Annotated in this window: 17 protein-coding genes; 13 read left to right on the top strand and 4 right to left on the bottom strand. The window is 38.3% G+C overall.

Going from position 1 to position 17416, the window contains the following annotated elements:
* Positions 1–9: 9 nt before the first annotated feature.
* Positions 10–1071 carry a DUF3549 family protein gene (locus BTO11_RS10680; RefSeq protein ID WP_105052588.1) on the bottom strand — a complete coding sequence of 354 codons (1062 nt, stop codon included), beginning with the start codon at positions 1069–1071 and terminating at the stop codon, positions 10–12.
* A 134-nt stretch (positions 1072–1205) separates the two neighbouring features.
* Between BTO11_RS10680 and BTO11_RS10675 the strand changes: the two genes are divergently transcribed.
* From BTO11_RS10675 to BTO11_RS10665, 3 genes are read left to right on the top strand one after another with little or no spacing between them, the layout of a single operon-like run.
* Entirely contained in the window at positions 1206–1532 is a 327-nt protein-coding gene (locus BTO11_RS10675) for a YqcC family protein (RefSeq protein WP_105052587.1), read from the top strand.
* On the top strand, positions 1529–2266 hold the full coding sequence (truC, locus tag BTO11_RS10670) for a tRNA pseudouridine(65) synthase TruC (RefSeq protein WP_105052586.1): 738 nt from the start codon (positions 1529–1531) through the stop codon (positions 2264–2266). The genes BTO11_RS10675 and truC overlap by 4 nt, the downstream gene beginning before the upstream one ends.
* A 21-nt stretch (positions 2267–2287) precedes the next feature.
* On the top strand, positions 2288–2728 hold the full coding sequence (locus BTO11_RS10665; RefSeq protein ID WP_105052585.1) for a flavodoxin domain-containing protein: 441 nt from the start codon (positions 2288–2290) through the stop codon (positions 2726–2728).
* A gap of 197 nt (positions 2729–2925) precedes the next feature.
* Here BTO11_RS10665 and topA read toward each other — a convergent pair whose 3' ends face one another.
* Entirely contained in the window at positions 2926–5613 is a 2688-nt protein-coding gene (gene topA / locus BTO11_RS10660) for a type I DNA topoisomerase (RefSeq protein ID WP_105052584.1), read from the bottom strand.
* Positions 5614–5957: 344 nt separating this feature from the next.
* On the opposite strand from topA, the gene astB reads away from it, so the two are divergent.
* Positions 5958–7304 carry an N-succinylarginine dihydrolase gene (gene astB, locus BTO11_RS10655; RefSeq protein WP_105052583.1) on the top strand — a complete coding sequence of 449 codons (1347 nt, stop codon included), beginning with the start codon at positions 5958–5960 and terminating at the stop codon, positions 7302–7304.
* 248 nt (positions 7305–7552) lie between these two features.
* Positions 7553–8899 (top strand): dicarboxylate/amino acid:cation symporter, encoded by a 1347-nt coding sequence (locus BTO11_RS10650; RefSeq protein WP_105052582.1) that lies wholly within the window; start codon positions 7553–7555, stop codon positions 8897–8899.
* A 109-nt stretch (positions 8900–9008) separates the two neighbouring features.
* Here BTO11_RS10650 and BTO11_RS10645 read toward each other — a convergent pair whose 3' ends face one another.
* Positions 9009–9371, bottom strand: coding sequence for a DUF3192 domain-containing protein (locus BTO11_RS10645; RefSeq protein WP_105052581.1), 363 nt, complete (start codon positions 9369–9371; stop codon positions 9009–9011).
* A gap of 232 nt (positions 9372–9603) precedes the next feature.
* On the opposite strand from BTO11_RS10645, the gene BTO11_RS10640 reads away from it, so the two are divergent.
* Positions 9604–9882, top strand: coding sequence for a hypothetical protein (locus tag BTO11_RS10640; RefSeq protein WP_105052580.1), 279 nt, complete (start codon positions 9604–9606; stop codon positions 9880–9882).
* 31 nt (positions 9883–9913) lie between these two features.
* On the opposite strand, the gene syd is transcribed toward BTO11_RS10640, so the two are convergent.
* Entirely contained in the window at positions 9914–10480 is a 567-nt protein-coding gene (gene syd, locus BTO11_RS10635) for a SecY-interacting protein (protein WP_105052579.1), read from the bottom strand.
* 65 nt (positions 10481–10545) lie between these two features.
* Between syd and queF the strand changes: the two genes are divergently transcribed.
* From queF to BTO11_RS10600, 7 genes are all read left to right on the top strand, one after another.
* Positions 10546–11394, top strand: a complete 849-nt coding sequence (gene queF, locus BTO11_RS10630; RefSeq protein WP_105052578.1) for an NADPH-dependent 7-cyano-7-deazaguanine reductase QueF — start codon at positions 10546–10548, stop codon at positions 11392–11394.
* A gap of 116 nt (positions 11395–11510) precedes the next feature.
* Entirely contained in the window at positions 11511–11903 is a 393-nt protein-coding gene (locus tag BTO11_RS10625; protein ID WP_105052577.1) for a ribonuclease E inhibitor RraB, read from the top strand.
* Positions 11904–12071: 168 nt separating this feature from the next.
* Positions 12072–12962 (top strand): radical SAM protein, encoded by an 891-nt coding sequence (locus tag BTO11_RS10620; protein WP_105052576.1) that lies wholly within the window; start codon positions 12072–12074, stop codon positions 12960–12962.
* Positions 12963–13432: 470 nt separating this feature from the next.
* The gene (locus tag BTO11_RS10615; RefSeq protein ID WP_105052575.1) at positions 13433–14026 is read left to right on the top strand and encodes a DUF6988 family protein; all 594 of its coding nucleotides are present in this window, start codon (positions 13433–13435) and stop codon (positions 14024–14026) included.
* A 118-nt stretch (positions 14027–14144) separates the two neighbouring features.
* Entirely contained in the window at positions 14145–14783 is a 639-nt protein-coding gene (locus tag BTO11_RS10610; protein ID WP_105052574.1) for a hypothetical protein, read from the top strand.
* An 87-nt stretch (positions 14784–14870) separates the two neighbouring features.
* A complete protein-coding gene (locus BTO11_RS10605) occupies positions 14871–15230 on the top strand; it encodes a hypothetical protein (protein WP_105052573.1) in 360 nt (119 codons plus the stop codon).
* A gap of 408 nt (positions 15231–15638) precedes the next feature.
* Positions 15639–17249 carry an oleate hydratase gene (locus BTO11_RS10600; RefSeq protein WP_105052572.1) on the top strand — a complete coding sequence of 537 codons (1611 nt, stop codon included), beginning with the start codon at positions 15639–15641 and terminating at the stop codon, positions 17247–17249.
* Positions 17250–17416: the final 167 nt, after the last annotated feature.

Genomic DNA, 17416 nt, shown 5'->3' with positions numbered 1-17416 from the left:
TGTATTTGGTTACTTACCAAATACAGTACCAATTGCTGCAGAAATCGCTTCAGGTCTGTTTGGATCGCGTAACAAACTCAACATATATTCACGTACCGACGGTATCGCCACTAAATCCACAAACAAACCGCCAAACAATTGTTTATTCGTATTCGTCGCGGCCTTTTCAAAGAAAAGATATAAAAACTCTTTATCTTCAAAATACGACCAAAAACGTCCAACTATCACGATAAACAAGGTTTCATCGGTACTTTCCGCACTGGCTAATAATTTTTTCAATTGCGATAACACTAGTGGTTTTGCAGGGCTTCCAACTAAACAACGTAATAAATTTAATACTTGTTCACTATCGTTTTCAGCCAGAGCCTGGTCTTGGAGTTCAATTAACTTATTGGTTAAGTTTAAGCTGACCTGTTCATGCTCCAACGTTGCACCAATGGCACACAAGGTCTGAACTGATAATTCAGACAAATGATTGATCAAGTCTTTTTCATTGTTCGCCTGGTCGATTCTGGCACTAAAATCAGCAATACCTTGGACAGTAAGCTCTTGCCATTTATCGGCATCAATCTGTCCGGCAAAAAAAGCCTGAACATGTTCATAATGCATAGATGCGGGCTGCTTAAGGGCAACTTTAACTTTGGCGTTAAAGGCCGCCTGACGGTTTTGATCTGGCGTAAAGCTATAAGGATGATTATCTAATGTTGACTGCTGCTCACTTGAGTCCATCATTTTACTGCCGAGTTCTTTGATCACTAAAGAGATGTAATGGTCTCGCTGTTGTAAATTCAACAACCCAATTTCATCTAAATCAAACTGTAAAAACCAGATAAACGGATTAGCCTTAGCTTGTGGGCCTTTTTCTTCCTGATCCCAAAACACCATAGCAAAACGTGCCTTTTTTTGTATTGGGAAAGGATATGGTTTTTGACCATTTTCAATTGCGGTAAAATCAGTTTTTGATATCGACTGTATTATCCGTCCCATATCATAAACTCGCCATTGGGCATTGGCGCTTTCCATTAGAGCAGATAGAGTGGGTACAGGATTATTAGCAGAACTAGCAGACATTAACGAACCTTTAGCAATCGATTGAATTTAAATACAGGTGCATTGTATATTTTGTTGGTTATTACGTATATGGATTATTAATCCGATGTTATTATTACGCCCTACTAATTACCCACGGCTTACAAATTCTTATCATGTTTATTTATCAACAATGCTCAAACTTATTAATTCAACTAGAGCAAGACTTAAAACAACTTGAGCTTTGGAGCGAACAAACACCAACAATTGAACAATTAAGCAGCGTGCAACCTTTTGCGGTTGATACCTTAGCCTTTGAACAATGGTTACAATTTATCTTTATCCCTAAAATGAGTTATCTTGTTAATGCTCAAACTGCATTACCTAAAAACATGGCCATTTTACCAATGGCAGAAGAAAGCTTTAAGCACCAACAAGTGACACCGCTGCTAACAACCATTACACAATTAGATCAACTGATCAGTGCTGACTTGCCAAAATGAGAAAAGTTGTATTTGAGTCTGCGCCCGAGTTAACCATTTTATATCAAGATGAATACTTAGTTGCCATCGATAAACCTTCTGGGTTGTTAGTGCACCGCAGTGAAATAGACAAACGTGAAACCTTATTCGCCTTGCAACTTACCCGCGATTTAATTGGCCAACACGTTTATCCAGTACACAGATTAGATAGACCAACGTCTGGCGTTTTATTATTTGCGTTATCGTCTGAGGTTGCCAGAAAAATGTCTGAACTGTTTATTGCGGGGTTAGTACATAAAACTTATTTAGCGGTTGTTCGTGGTACTACGCCTGAAAAATTACATATTGATTATGCGTTAAAAGAAATACTGGATAAAAAATCCGATAAAAACGCCAATAAAGACAAAGAGCCTCAATCGGCACAAACCAGTTTAAAACATTTAAAAAGCGTCGAACTGCCATTTCCCTCAGGCCGTTATGAACAAACTAGATATTCATTAGTAGAGCTTAAGCCACATACAGGACGCAAACATCAATTAAGACGTCACATGGCTCACATACGCCACCCTATTATTGGTGATACTAATCATGGTGATGGAAAACAAAATAAAGCCGCTAGAGAACACTTACAGTTTGATAGATTGGCACTGATGGCCAAAACACTGTCCTTCCCTCACCCAATCACCAATGAAAATATGGTTATTAGCGCGCAAGTTGATGATACATTAAAACCCTTACTCGACTTATTTAATTAAACGAATACCGAGGTTAGCAAAATGGCAAACATTACAATTCTATGTGGCAGTGTTTTTGGTTCAGCGCAAAACCTTGCTGAACTGGTGAAGACAAAACTAATAGCCCAATCCCACACAGTAACGCTTAACATTCCATGCTCAATTGCAGATATGGATACTGCAGATGCTGTGCTTGTGATCACCTCAACCACAGGACAAGGTGACTTACCTGGCAATATTGAATCGTTTTATTTTGAGGCAAAAAGTACAATGCCATTATTCTCTGGCAAACCATTTGGCGTAATTGCTTTGGGGGACTCTAGTTATCCAACGTATTGTGGTGCTGGTGATAAAATGCAGGAATTATTCTTTGAGTTACAAGGTCAAGAAACCTTGCCTATGATTAAAATCGACGCGATTGAAACGTTAGAGCCTGAAACGCTTGCTTTACCTTGGTTGGAGGAATGGGAAAAACAGCTATGAGTTTTGAGTTTCGAGTGACGAGTGACGAGTGGCGAGTGGCGAGTTTCGAGTTTCGAGTGGCGAGTTTTGAGTGACGAGTGACGAGTGACGAGTGACGAGTGACGAGTGACGAGTGACGAGTGACGAGTGAACAAAATAACAAAAAGGCTTCCCGTGGGAAGCCTTTTTTAATTTCGCATATTTGTAACCAGTGCTAACTAATCTTTTTTCTTAGCGGCTGGTTTAGCTTTCGCTTTTGGCTTAGCCTTGGCTTTAGCTTTCGGTTTTTTACGTTTGTCTTCAACGACCCACTCACCATCAGTAAACCAAGCACTCCAACCTGACGCTTTACCATCATCATTTTCCGTCATGACATATTGTTGTTTCGTCTTACGACTATATCTCACAACCGTTTTCTTGCCATCAGGGTCTTGAGCTGGTGCATCCGCTAAATAATAAAATTTAGGGCTGATGCGGTCACGATACAATGCAAGCTCTTCAACTAACGGCGCTCTTGTTTCCCTTGATTTAGGGAAAGTAGAAGCCGCCAAGAACAAACCTGCTGCGCCATCTCGTAACACAAAATGAGCGTCAGACTTAAGACATGGTAATTCTTTAATAAAGACAGGATCTTCTTTTGGTGGAGCCGCTTCGCCGCTTCTTAATAACTTACGAGTATTTTTACATTCCTCGTTAGTACAACCAAAGTACTTACCAAAACGGCCAGATTTAAGCTGCATATCAGAACCACATTTATCGCATTCGATTAATGGTCCGTCGTAGCCCTTAATTTTAAACTCACCTTTTTCAACTACGTGGCCCAAACAAGTTGGGTTATTACCACAAATATGAATTTTTCTGGTTTCATCAATTAAATAGCTGTCCATTGCGGTTTCACAAATTGGACAACGCTTCATTTGACGCAATGCTTCGGTTTCTAATTCTTCATCCGACACATTTTCAGCTTCATCACCGTGCGTTAAGTTCATTGTATTAGTACAACGTTCTTTTGGTGGTAATGCATAACCAGAGCAGCCAAGGAAAACACCAGTACTTGCAGTACGGATATTCATATGACGACCACACTTACTACACTCGATATCTGTTTCAACAGGCTCATTCAGGCGCATTCCGCCATCTTCTGTTTCAGCATTAGCAAGCGCTAAGTTTTCTTGGAATTCTGCATAGAAGGTATCAAGTAGTTTTTTCCACTCTAAATCGCCTTCAGCTACTTCATCCAAACGGCCTTCCATTTTAGCGGTAAAGTCGTAGTTAAGTAATTCTGTAAAGTTTTCAACCAAACGGTCTGTAACTATCTCACCCATTTTTTCAGCGTAAAAACGACGATTATCTAATCGTACATAACCACGGTCTTGAATAGTAGAAATGATAGAAGCGTATGTCGATGGACGACCTATGCCTCGTTTCTCTAATTCTTTAACTAAGCTGGCTTCTGAGAAACGCGCTATTGGTTTAGTAAAGTGCTGCTTAGGTAAAATTTCAGTAACGTCTAATTCATCACCAACGCTTACGTTTGGTAATTCAACATTGTCATCATTGGCTTTTTTAACAGCCGTTTGTACTCGAGTCCAACCGTCAAATTTTAACACTCGACCTTTGGCTTTTAATTCAAAGTCACCTGCGGTAACCGTTACGTTAGTAACGTCATATTCTGCAGGTACCATTTGACAAGCAACAAACTGATTCCAGATCAATTCATATAAACGTTCAGCATCGCGTTCCATACCAACTAGCTGTGAGGCTTTCATACCAACACTAGACGGACGTATCGCTTCATGAGCCTCTTGCGCGCCTTCTTTACTGCCATACTTAAGAGGTGCAGGCGGTAAATAGTTCTCACCAAATTCACTTTGGATGAACATACGACAAGCACCAACCGCTTCACTGCTTAGATTTGTTGAATCGGTACGCATATAAGTTATGTGACCCGCTTCGTACAAACGTTGCGCCATCATCATGGTTTTCTTAACACCAAAACCTAGACGTGTACTTGCAGCTTGTTGCAAAGTTGATGTAATAAACGGTGCAGACGGTCTACTTTTAGACGGTTTGTCTTCTCGGTTTGAAACCTTGAACGACTTACCTTCTATATCCGCTAATACCGCATCCATTTGTGCTTTATTAGTTGGCTTAAAGGTCTGCCCTTTTTGTTTATTAACTTCTAATAATATTTGTTCTTTTTTAGCGGTTAACGTATCAACATTAAGACGCCAAAATTCTTCAGGAATAAAGACTTTAATTTCTCTTTCACGTTCAACAACTAAACGAGCTGCTACTGACTGAACGCGACCTGCCGACAAACCTCTAGCTATCTTTTTCCACAACAGTGGAGATACCATAAAGCCAACAACGCGGTCTAAGAATCGACGCGCTTGTTGTGCATTCACTTGATGAATGTCTAACTCACCAGGTTTATCAAATGCTTGTTTAATTGCGCTTTTGGTTATTTCGTTAAAAACAACACGCTTAAATTTATCTTCGTTACCGCCAATGATTTCCCGCAGGTGCCAAGCAATAGCTTCCCCTTCGCGGTCCAAATCCGTTGCGAGATAGATATGGTCTGCCGAGGCAGCCAATTTCTTTAACTCAGCAACGACTTTCTCTTTGCCGGGTAAAATTTGATACTGCGCAGCCCAACCGTTTTCAGGATCAATTCCCATACGGGTGACAAGCGCTTTTTTATCTTTCTTCGCCTTTAATTTTGCTTTTTCTTCTACCGACAACCCTTTTGTTGACACACGCTCAGCTGGTTTTTTATTACCACCTGAGGTTGGGAGATCACGAATATGACCAACACTTGATTTAACGACAAAATCTTTGCCTAAATACTTGTTGATGGTCTTTGCTTTTGCTGGTGACTCGACTATGACCAGAGACTTTCCCATAATTCCTCAATCGCTCATTGGGTAAATTGCGTACTTATACTAAGTAATAAGATATATATGCGATTCTATTCGACTTCAAGTCAAAACCGCTATCTATTTCTTCATCAAAGTGAGATTTTTTGCGTTAACTGCGTATAATATAAACACTTTTAAGTTAATCAGCCCTAGTGGCACAAGGCTTTGCAGAAGATTAACCAGTAAAAAAAATAAATGAATTTAATTTAAAATCTTTTTTTATTTAATTAAATTCCTAAAAACTTAGTCTAATTAAAAATAAACACGAATATTTTTTGTGAATAAAAATGTAAATCGTGCCCAGATGTATTTATGGAGAAGCAATAATAATGAAACACTTTGAATCTAATTTTGATGGCTTAGTTGGACCAACTCACAACTACGCCGGATTATCTGTCGGTAATGTTGCATCGTTAAGTAATGCAAAAGACTCATCTAATCCTAAATCTGCGGCCAAACAAGGTCTACAGAAAATGAAAGCCCTGCATGACATGGGCTTAATTCAAGGTGTGCTCGCTCCACATGAAAGACCAGACCTAGATGCGCTGCGCCGATTAGGCTTTAGTGGTAACGACGCGTCTGTACTTCAACAAGCGGCTAAACAAGCCCCACAAGTATTAAGAGCTGTGTATTCTGCGTCAAGTATGTGGACAGCGAATGCCGCTACGGTTTCGCCAAGTGCCGATACCGCTGATAAAAAAGTCCATTTTACACCGGCCAACCTGACCAATAAATTTCATCGTTCGTTAGAGCCAGAAACCAGTGGCCGTATTCTTAAAGCCATGTTTAATAATGAACAACACTTTGCTCACCACCAGCATTTACCAGATAACGATCATTTTGGTGACGAAGGCGCGGCAAACCACACGCGTTTATGTGGTGAGTACGACCAAGCTGGTGTTGAATTATTTGTTTATGGAAAACATGCATTTGACTCATCAAAACCGGCACCAAAAAAATACCCTGCCCGTCACACTTTTGAAGCGAGTCAAGCCGTTGCACGGTTACACCAATTAAATGAATCTGGTGTTGTGTATATGCAACAAAATCCAGATGTGATTGACCAAGGTGTGTTTCATAACGACGTTATTTCAGTCGGTAATCAAAACGTGTTGTTCTACCATGAGCAAGCCTTTTTAAATACCGCTGAAAAGTTTAAAGAGATACAGTCCAAGTTTGCGAAAACCTCGGATAAAGAATTCCACTTTATAAAAGTCAGTACTGAACAAGTCAGTGTTGATGAAGCGGTAAAAACCTATTTGTTCAATACCCAGTTAGTGGATACCGGTAACGGTGAAATGACCATTATCGCGCCAATGGAATGTAAAGAAAATGAATCGGTATCTCGCTACTTAGCAGAGCTTCTTAAGCAAAACACGCCAATTAAACATGTTAAATACTTTGACGTTAAACAAAGTATGCGTAATGGCGGAGGTCCTGCTTGCTTAAGATTACGTGTTGCTTTAAATGAACAGGAATTAGCCGCGACCAATCAAAACGTTTTAATGTCTGACTCTTTGTTTGCCACATTAAATACTTGGGTAGATAAACATTATAGAGATGAACTTGGCGAGTCAGATTTACAAGACCCACTATTGGTTATAGAAACTCGTGCGGCGTTGGATGAACTAACTCAAATTCTAAAACTTGGTTCGGTTTACCAATTCCAACGCTAGGAAGCTAACAGCTAGTAAGTTAATTCCCCGTTTATGTAGATAAACATAGAAAGCGATTGAGTTTACCCAATGCAATCGCTTTAACTAAAACGACCTTATGGTCGTTTTTTTATATTCAAAATAACTAAAATTGGCTAAATAAGTTAACAGGTGAACAATTTTCACACTGTCGGTAGCCAGAAAGCTCTACATTTTTAACTGACTTGTTTATACTCGGGGCGAATTTAAAAAAATAAGAATAATTAAAAATGACAAAACAAGCATCAAAGCAGAAGTTTGGGCTGACGGCTCGTATTTTAATAGGTATGTTCGCAGGGATTTTTACCGGCGTGACTTTACAAACATTATTTGGCACATCTGGTGATTTTGTAATTCCTTTAGGTATTACCAACCTTTCTATCAATGACTTTTTTGTAAATGGTTTATTCCACGTTGGTGGCAGTATATTTATTGCCAGTTTAAAAATGATCGTTGTTCCTCTGGTTTTTGTTTCCTTAGTAGTAGGAACCTGTAGCTTAAACGACACCAGCAAATTAGCGCGCTTAGGTGGTAAGTCAATTGGTTTGTACTTAATGACCACCGCTATCGCAATTACCCTTGCTATCTTATTCGCATTGTTAATTGGCCCAGGCGAAGGTTTAAACCTATCGACTGACCAAGCTTATGCTGCGAAAGAAGCGCCTGGATTTGCTCAAGTACTTATTAATATGTTCCCTACCAACCCGATAAACTCAATGGCTGAAGGTAACATGCTGCAAGTTATTGTGTTTGCATTACTGTTTGGTGTTTCTATGGCGCTAGCGGGTAAAGCAGGTGAACGTTTAGCATCATTATTTAATGACTTAAATACTGTTATTATGCGCCTAGTCGTTATTTTAATGAATGTCGCGCCTTATGGTGTGTTCTTCTTACTCGCTAAGTTATTTACCACATTAGAATTTGAAACCATTGCCAGTTTAATTAAATACTTCCTTTTGGTTGTTTTTGTTTTGTTGTTACATGCCTTTGTCGTTTATGGCTCGTTATTAAAAGTATTTACCGGTTTAAGCCCTGTTATGTTTTTTAGAAAAATGCGTGATGCGGCTCTATTCGCCTTTAGTACTTCAAGCTCAGGTGCAACTTTGCCTGTTACTATGGAAACCGCCACTAAAAAATTAGGTGTTAAAAACTCAATTGCTTCATTTACCTTGCCTATGGGCGCCACCTTAAACATGGATGGCACCGCTATCATGCAAGGTGTCGCAACTGTATTTATTGCACAGGTATTTGCCGTTGACTTAGCATTAGGTGATTACTTAATGGTGGTATTAACAGCAACGTTAGCGTCTATCGGCACGGCTGCGGTTCCTGGTGTTGGTTTGATTATGTTGGCAATGGTATTACAACAAGTTGGCTTGCCGGTAGAAGGTATTGCGCTGATTATTGGTGTGGATAGATTGTTAGACATGACTCGTACTGCGGTTAATGTAACTGGCGATTGTATGGTGAGTTGTGTGGTTGCTACATCGGAAAAAGAATTTGATTACGATGTATTTGCCGATAAAGACGCAGGTAAAAACATTGAAAATGTTGATTTTGAACATCTTAAGAATTAACAAAAACTGTTTTTTGTAACAAGAATATAAAGAAAAAACCGAGCTAGTTGAAACTAACTCGGTTTTTTTATGTTTGTTGTATTAGATCTTTTGTATCAACTAAACACAATTAAAGCTTTTGATACGCTTTTTCACCCCAGGACGTTAACAGGCCATCTTCAAAAATTAATGCCGTACATTCATCTTTGGTGGTTTCACCGTCTGAGTGTTTGTGACGAGTGCGGTAAAACAAAACCTGGTACTGTTGGTTATTTTTACTAAATGCTTCGTTAATGTTTGGCGTACCCATTTTTGTTTTTATATCTGTTAAACTAGCGCCAACTTCTAGAGCCGTTATATTGGTTTTATTTAATTCCTGTACTTGTTTCCATTCAGTACTTGAGTCGTCGTCGTTGCCTACGACTACTACACAACCGGTTAATGAAAGCGTAAGTGGTAAAGCGATAAGTAATGTTTTAAATGTTTGATTCATAGTTGTCTCGACTTTATTATTGAATAATTGGTATTTACTCTTATTTAGCAAAATCAAAACCACAATGTAACTCACTGTTATTTATGGCATTTTTAACAATTAAACAAATAAAAACCTTGGCAACTTGCGAAATTAACAATTAATTAGTGAAATTAACCACTAAATTTACAACTAGACTAATGCCTAAACGAATACCTAAACGAACACTAAAAAAATAGAAAATTATAAAGATATGAATACTGCAGAAATAATAAGAATTTGCCAAACGTTAAGCCAGCAAGGTAAAGAGCCTTCAATTGCGTTAATAAAAAGTCGTGCGGATAAAGGTACGCCTATGCCAACGGTTATCTCAGGCTTACAACAATGGCGCGCCAACCCTAGCCTAGATATTCCATTAGATGAAACGACTAAAGTGACCAATGATGAGAAACAAACATTAGAGCAGCGAGTACAAACATTAGAACAAGAAGTCGCTGAGCTAAAAGCCTCACTTTTGAGGCTTATAGCTTAAAAGCTAAGCAACTACATCTGTTACAGGGTCATTACAATGGGGAAAGTACTGGCGTCGACTGACCAATAAACTCAGTCAAATTGTCAGCTACTTTCTTATGTGGTTCTTTCCCTACATATTCCAACCAAACTTCACCACCGTCGTTAACCACAACCAGGTTAAGATCGTCTTCATCAGTAACGGCAAAAAATAACGTTGGTGGTTGTTTTAGCTTTGTCTTCATGATCACATGACCAATTAAGTTTTGCTGTAAACGCTCAAAGTCAGGCTGTGACCATGCTTGTAAAAACTGCAAAGGCCCATTCGCATGCTCCGCATTTAAATTATCCGCATAATAAAGACAGAAGAACTGCTTGTACTGCTCATCCAATGTAAAGTTAATCGCTTCCTCTACATTTTCAAACTTTAGCGTGTCTTGCTGTTTAACCGGTTTCCAACATGTTTTTTCCTGTTCGCTGCCAGCATTAACAACAAACTCACACTCAGACGGCCATTGTGGATCTGATTCTATTTCTGGATAACCAGTTTGCTCCGCAAGAGCTTGCCATTTTCCAATAAAATCTTCCCAAGCTTGATTTAATAATTCAATTTTAGACATATCCACTTCCACTTAAATTTATATTCTTTACAATACAGCTATTCAAACTTGATATTGTTTACCCTATGACTTCAAAGTATACAGAAACTGGCGCGTTAGATGAACTGACTCTTGGCAAACAAACCGCTTATGAGACAAAATATAATCCAAAACTGCTACAACCCGTCCCGCGCAGCCTAAATAGAGACGATTTAAACCTAAGTAACCCACTTCCGTTTTATGGTCACGACCTATGGACTGGTTACGAAGTAAGCTGGTTAAACGCCAAAGGTAAGCCTGTGGTCGCCATTGCAGAATTTGTAGTGCCAGCAACCAGTGCAAATTTAATTGAAAGTAAATCGTTCAAACTTTATTTAAACAGCTTTAACCAGACTAAATTTGCTAACTGGGATGACGTACAAAGCGCTATGGTAAAAGACTTAAGCCAATGTGCAGGTCAAGCCGTTGACGTTGATCTACTTTCTGTCGACCAAGTCGCGCCTTTTCAGGTTACCGCGCTTAATGGCAATAACATTGACGAGTTAGATATTGAAATTGATAACTACGACTTTAACAATCAACTGCTGCAGTTAGATGCCACGAATATAAAAGTGACTGAAGAATTAAACAGTCATTTATTAAAGTCTAACTGTTTGATCACCAGTCAACCAGATTGGGCAAGTATTGTTATTAGCTACACAGGATTAAAAATTGATCATGAGTCGCTGCTGCGTTATTTAATCTCGTTCAGAATGCACAACGAATTTCATGAACAATGTGTTGAGCGTATATTCACCGACATTCAAGCCTTATGTAAACCAAGCGAATTAACCGTTTACGCCCGTTATACACGCAGGGGCGGATTAGATATTAATCCGTACAGAACAACCAGTTCAACCTTGATACCTGATAGAATAAGAACCAATCGACAATAAGCAAACGTATTTAATCAACAAGATGGTAACATTCGCCCTGTTGCAGGAATACCGCTTGGGTCAAACCACTAACTTAGCTACAATTTCCGTATAAATGCGGACAATAATGGATAAAAATGAATTTTCCAAACGATGATACCGGCCAAATATTACAAGATATGGCCAATGCTGAATTTGATTTCAGTGAAGAATATGTAATTGATTTTTTCGCCTTGTTCGACAACGAATCAGACGCCGATCTTGTCGCTAAACGGTTTATGGCCAGAATTGAAAACGACGAACCTTTTGTCAAAGTTGAAAGTCGCAAATACGATCACGGCGGTAACTCAAGCATTGCCATTGAACTGCAAGTTTCAAAAGTGATGATGGTTACTTACGAAAACATCACTGCATTTGAAAAAGAATTCAAAAAAATCGCCGAGAAAAACCAAGGTTACTCTGACGGTTGGGGTGTGTTCATGGGCGACGAGAACGAGCCTGAACCGGAAGAAGAAGATTCGTATACTTAAGCTGTGAGTTGCGAGTTGCGAGTTGTGAGTTGCGAGGTTTGAGCTGCGAGCTGCGAGCTGCGAGCTGCGAGGTTCGAGTTGCGAGGTTCGAGTTGCGAGGTTCGAGTTGCGAGGTTCGAGGTTCGAGTTGCGAGCAGTGAATGTTGAGAAGTTAAATTAGGGTTAAGCATGTATCCACTAAAATATATTGAACCTGTGTTTCGTCCACCTAGTGAGTGGAAGTCGCTTATATTACAAGTGACCAATGGCTGTTCTTGGAATAATTGCACCTTTTGTGACATGTATACTCAAGAGCAGAAAAAATTCAAACCTAAAAAACTTGAAGACATAGAGCAAGAACTGATGGCTATAAAGCGTTCAGGCATGCCCGTTCAACGTATTTTCTTGGCAGATGGCGATGCTTTAACCTTGCCATTTAGACGCTTAAAAGAGATTTGTGAGTTAATAAACCAAACCTTCCCAGACGTACAACGTATCTCGTCTTATTGCTTACCTAGAAACTTAACCAATAAAACCGTAGAACAACTGCAAGAACTTCAACAATTAAAGCTTTCATTAGTCTACATTGGCTGTGAAAGTGGCGATGATGAAGTGTTAGAGCTTATTGAAAAAGGTGAGACCTTTGACTCATCCAAAGTGGCATTAGATAAGTTACAACAAGCGGGTATTAAACGCTCTGTCATGATTTTAAATGGCTTAGGCGGTAAAGAGTTTAGCGAACAACATGCGATTAACTCCGCTAAGTTAATGAACCAAACTCAGCCTGAGTATTTGTCTACCTTAGTAGTGTCCTTCCCTCTTGGCCAAGAACGCTTTGCTAAGAAATTCACCAACGGCTTTGAGTTGCCAAATCAACTTGGTTTATTTAAAGAAATGGAAACCTTGCTGACTCATTTAGAACTGGATAAAACCATATTCCGTTCCGACCACGCGTCAAACTACCTAGTATTAAAAGGTATTTTGGGTAAAGACAAACAAGCTTTGTTGGCTCAAGTGCAAACGGCGATTAATACACCGAATATGATACCGCTTAGGGAAGAGTGGCAACGCGGACTTTAACTTTAATACCTAAAAGTTGGGTAGGTTTTTTTGGCCTGTCGGCCAGTGGTTTGGTGTTAATTGTAAAGTTCCACTATATTCTGAAAGTTCTTATTTCGCCTGCGGCGACCATACCTTTTTCAACAGCCAAAAAGGTAGGCCAAAAAGCCGCCCGTAAACAAATATCTATTTGTATTAAATATAACTTTTATCATCAAATACGGAAAAACATTCGTCCATGAACATTTTCCTCAATCGGGCATCCATGCCCTACTGATTTGAGAAAAGTTATATTTAACACAGATATTTTGAATCGGGAGTTAGAGCAAGAGATAAAAGCAAAACCAAAACAAAAAACGTTTGTTTATGCATAAATCAGCTGCTAAGTTATTCGTATAATGAAATAAAAATTTATTAGCAGAATAAAACCACCTGCGAATAACTTCCTTTAACAGGAATTCTTGCAAATAAGCTGTTAGGTTGACAATACCATGACTATAGCTCGGCAACTTGGCTACTCGAAGTATGTGATGAAGTGGGTTCATGAAAACACAAATGAATTAAGTATCAAACGTGAGATGAAATTGTATGGTGTCTCGCTGCTTCAGCATTCTCTTGATATCGGTGACGCTATAATCGTATTGGTAGAGTCCAACCTTCCAGGTCCTTCGTTATCACTATGCAGACCACTTCTAGAGTCTTACGTTCGAGGAGTTTGGCTGTTGGAGGTCGCAACAAAAAGTGAAATACAAAAGTTTATTGGCGGAAAATGTCCTAATTTCCCCACACTGGTTAGCGCTATTGAAAGCTCAGGTGATCCTGCCGGAAAATGGATCAAAGAAACTGTTGATCTTAATCTGAAATCTTTTCATGATTTAACACATGGAGGGATAGAGCAAGTAGCTCGTAGATTCTCAGAAGATGCTATAGAACCAACATATCCTGATGATGAAGTCAGTAACGTTTTAGCTCTTGCATCAGATATACAAATGGCAGTTTCTGCTCGTCTTTTGGAGTTGGCAAATGATACAAAAGCCTTAATGGATCTAGTAGAGTTACAAAGAAGCAATAAACTAGCAACCTAACAAGGGTTTTCAAGTCGGACAAATTACAGTTGGCTTTTTGTTCGTGCCTCACTTATTTTAGCCAACTGCAGTTTGCCGCTTAAAACGGTGTTAGCTCGATAAATAACACGGGAATTCAATGGAATCCATCTGGAATGATTGGGAAAAGCATTATAAAAATATTGGCATATGTTCTACAAGGATATGTAAAGATGGAATTGTTAGACCTGAAATTTATAAAGATGAGTGCTTGAAAATTCTATTTATTGGAAAAGAGGTAAATGACTGGCCTGGTGGTGATATGCGTGATCTTGCACAACGAGGACCTAAATATTCATATTTGCACAATTTAGCTCGTTGGGCTGCTGGGTTGTTAGATCAATTCCCAGATTTTTCTATAATAAATAATAAAAAATATCTAAAAGATACACTCAGTCGCATTGCATTGATCAATTTAAAAAAAACTAGCGGTGGCTCATCTGCTAATATGGCTCATGTTTCAGCCTACGCAAAAAACGACAAAGAACTCCTAAGAAAACAAATAGCGCTAATAAAACCTAATATTATAGTTCCATTGGCAACACATGATATTTTAATTTGGTTGCTTGATTTAGAAGTTAACTCTGATTTACCAAATAACGCGCCATATTATTCCAATAAAAATAAAGCTTGGATTGCCCCTTGGAAACACCCTTCAATGCGCGGTGATGTTGAAGTTGCCTACAATAAAATGAGAGATTTTATAAACAAAGAAAAATCATTTTATTGTCAGAAATAACGAAGCACCCTCTTCTTTATTTTATTCAATTAAACAAGAGCTGGTACTCAAATTTATTATGTTTCAAAAAGGCTTTGCGTAACTATTATGTATAAAAAACAAGTAAAAGATAAAGATTACATTCCCAACTATATCCCGACTAAAAAGCGAATAGAGAAGTTGATTCTAATTATTGTTCTTTTGGCATACGGTGGATATGGATTATTTAAAGGTGAGCTTTATTTAGCTTATAGACAGGGAGAGGTCACTCTCTATGGGAATGCTATCTATATTGCATTTTCTGCTCTTATTGTTGGTATTGCTTATTTAGCTCTAGGCATTATTGATCATTACGATAAACGCAATAATGAGCATGTTTATCGTCGGTTTGAAGCAATTTTAAAAGGGTTTGCGGTTTTAATTTTGTTAACTGCAATATTTGCAAATTATATTTCCACAATTAAATAATGGAGACATCCATTGATGCTAATAAATTAGTTATGCCTTATTTTAAATTTAGCTAAGATTGAAAATAGAAAAAGCTTAATAGAGGCTCCCACTTTTATAAAATCTAAACCTCCCCCCTATTCTCTTATTTGAATCCATAGGGGTCAGAACCTCCCCCCATTGATAGTTCGTAATTCAGAGCAAAATCAGGCGCTTTGCTCTCATTGATTGTTGTTCTTTGTGAGCATCTAATTAACTTAATAACTGGACTACAAAAAGCTAAGCTATGCAAACAGTTTTCTCTCAAAACTGACTTAAGTTGTTCTATATCATTTAAACTTTAATTCGTTAAAACAAACATTTGACTGAAAAAAGTCGAAGCGTATATTTTTATTTATTGTTAAATAATTCTTTAACGGAGTACATACTATGAGCAATTCTAAAATTTATTTAAACGGATTAGGATTAGGTTCCTTATCAGCTGCAGTTTACTTAGTGCAGAAAGTTGGCTTCAACCCAGAAAACATTCACATTTTTGAAAAAAACACTGAAACTGATTTAGTCGGTGGGTCAATGGATGCGTCTTTTAAAATGGTTGATGGCAAGCCTGTTTACATAATGCGAGGCAGCCGTATGTACGAAGATAAAGTATATTGCTGCACCAAAGAATTTTGGTCATTAATACCTTATGACGAACTTGGGTCTTGCCTGGACGACTATGAAGCTAATGCTAAAGAATGCAATATGGACACTGTGGTTCGTCTATTACATGCAAACGGAGAGAAAGATACTGGACACGATCTTGGATTAGGTGCTACTGAAGCCCTTCAAATGGCTCGATTAATAGAAATACCAGAATCTAAAATACCAGCGGATGCTAAAATCACTGATTATTTTAGTGAAGACTTTTTCAAGAGTAATTACTGGTACATGTGGCGTGCTCTTTTTGCTTTTCAGCCATGGCACTCTGCGATAGAGATGAAGCGTTACATGAAACTATTTTATCACCGTATGTCTGATATGGATAAAATGACCTCTTTAGAACGTACACGTTACACAAACTACCATTCGTTCATTCTACCTGCTATTAAACTCATAACAAAAAAAGGCGTTCAAATACATTATAATACTTGTATTACGGATGTTGATTTTAAAGAAAGTGATGATAAACGCTGGGTAGAACGCTTACATTTAAAAAATGCAGAAGATAAAACCTTAGATTCAATAGAGGTTAGACCACAAGACAAAGCATTTTTGACAATCGGCTCAATTGTTTCTAATCATTCTTATGGTTCTCATGATGAGCCTGTATCTACAACACCGGTAGAAAAACCAGGCGAAGCTTACGAATTATGGCAAAACATAGCATCAAAACAAACAGACCTAGGTAGACCAGACCGTTATTTACGTGACGTTTCACTTTCTAGAATGATGCACTTTACCGTAACTTTTAGAGGAAACCTTTTTGAAAGAAAATTCCAATGGTTAGTTGAACGACAAATGGGAGTACAAAGCCCCTTACCTTTAACACAATCTCCATGGATAATGCATGTACACACCTATCGCCAGCCTTTTTTCCCAGGTCAAGCGGCAGATACTTGTGTAATTTGGGTTTCAGCATTAGGTGAAGATAATATTGGTCAATTTGTAAAAAAACCTATGTATGAATGTACTGGAAAAGAAATTTTAGAAGAGCTTTTAGGACATTTATGGGGAGATCTAAACGAAAGCGAAAAAACAGAACTTCTTGAAACATCTTACTGTGTACCTTGTAGATTACCCTACGGGATCTCTCAGTTTTTACCTAGAACCGAAGGTGACAGACCTCCTGTTGTCCCTAAAGGCTCGCAAAACTTTGCGCTGTTAGGACAATTTGTTGAAATACCAGATGGGATAGTTTTCACAACTGAATATAGTGTTCGTGGGGCTATATTAGCCATTAACAAATTAATAGACCCATCAATAAAGCCACCTGAAATGTACTTTGGTCAACACCATTTATGGGATAACTTAAAAAATGTAAAAGCAATTTTAAGTTAATTCCCTATGAATGCTCGTTTGTAACGAGTGCCATCAAGTAAGTTATAAATAATTAAACAACAAAAGCTACCTTTTTACTTAGGTCGCTTTTTTGTTTTTTTGAAGATATTAAAGGGCTTCAGAGCTATTTATCACAATAACCGCCCTTTATTTTATTGATGCTCAAT

The organism is Psychrosphaera saromensis, from assembly GCF_002954545.1.
GTDB classification, from domain to species: Bacteria; Pseudomonadota; Gammaproteobacteria; order Enterobacterales; family Alteromonadaceae; genus Psychrosphaera; species Psychrosphaera saromensis.
The sequence above is the reverse complement of the archived record's forward strand: the minus strand, read 5'-3'. Positions and strand labels throughout refer to the sequence as shown.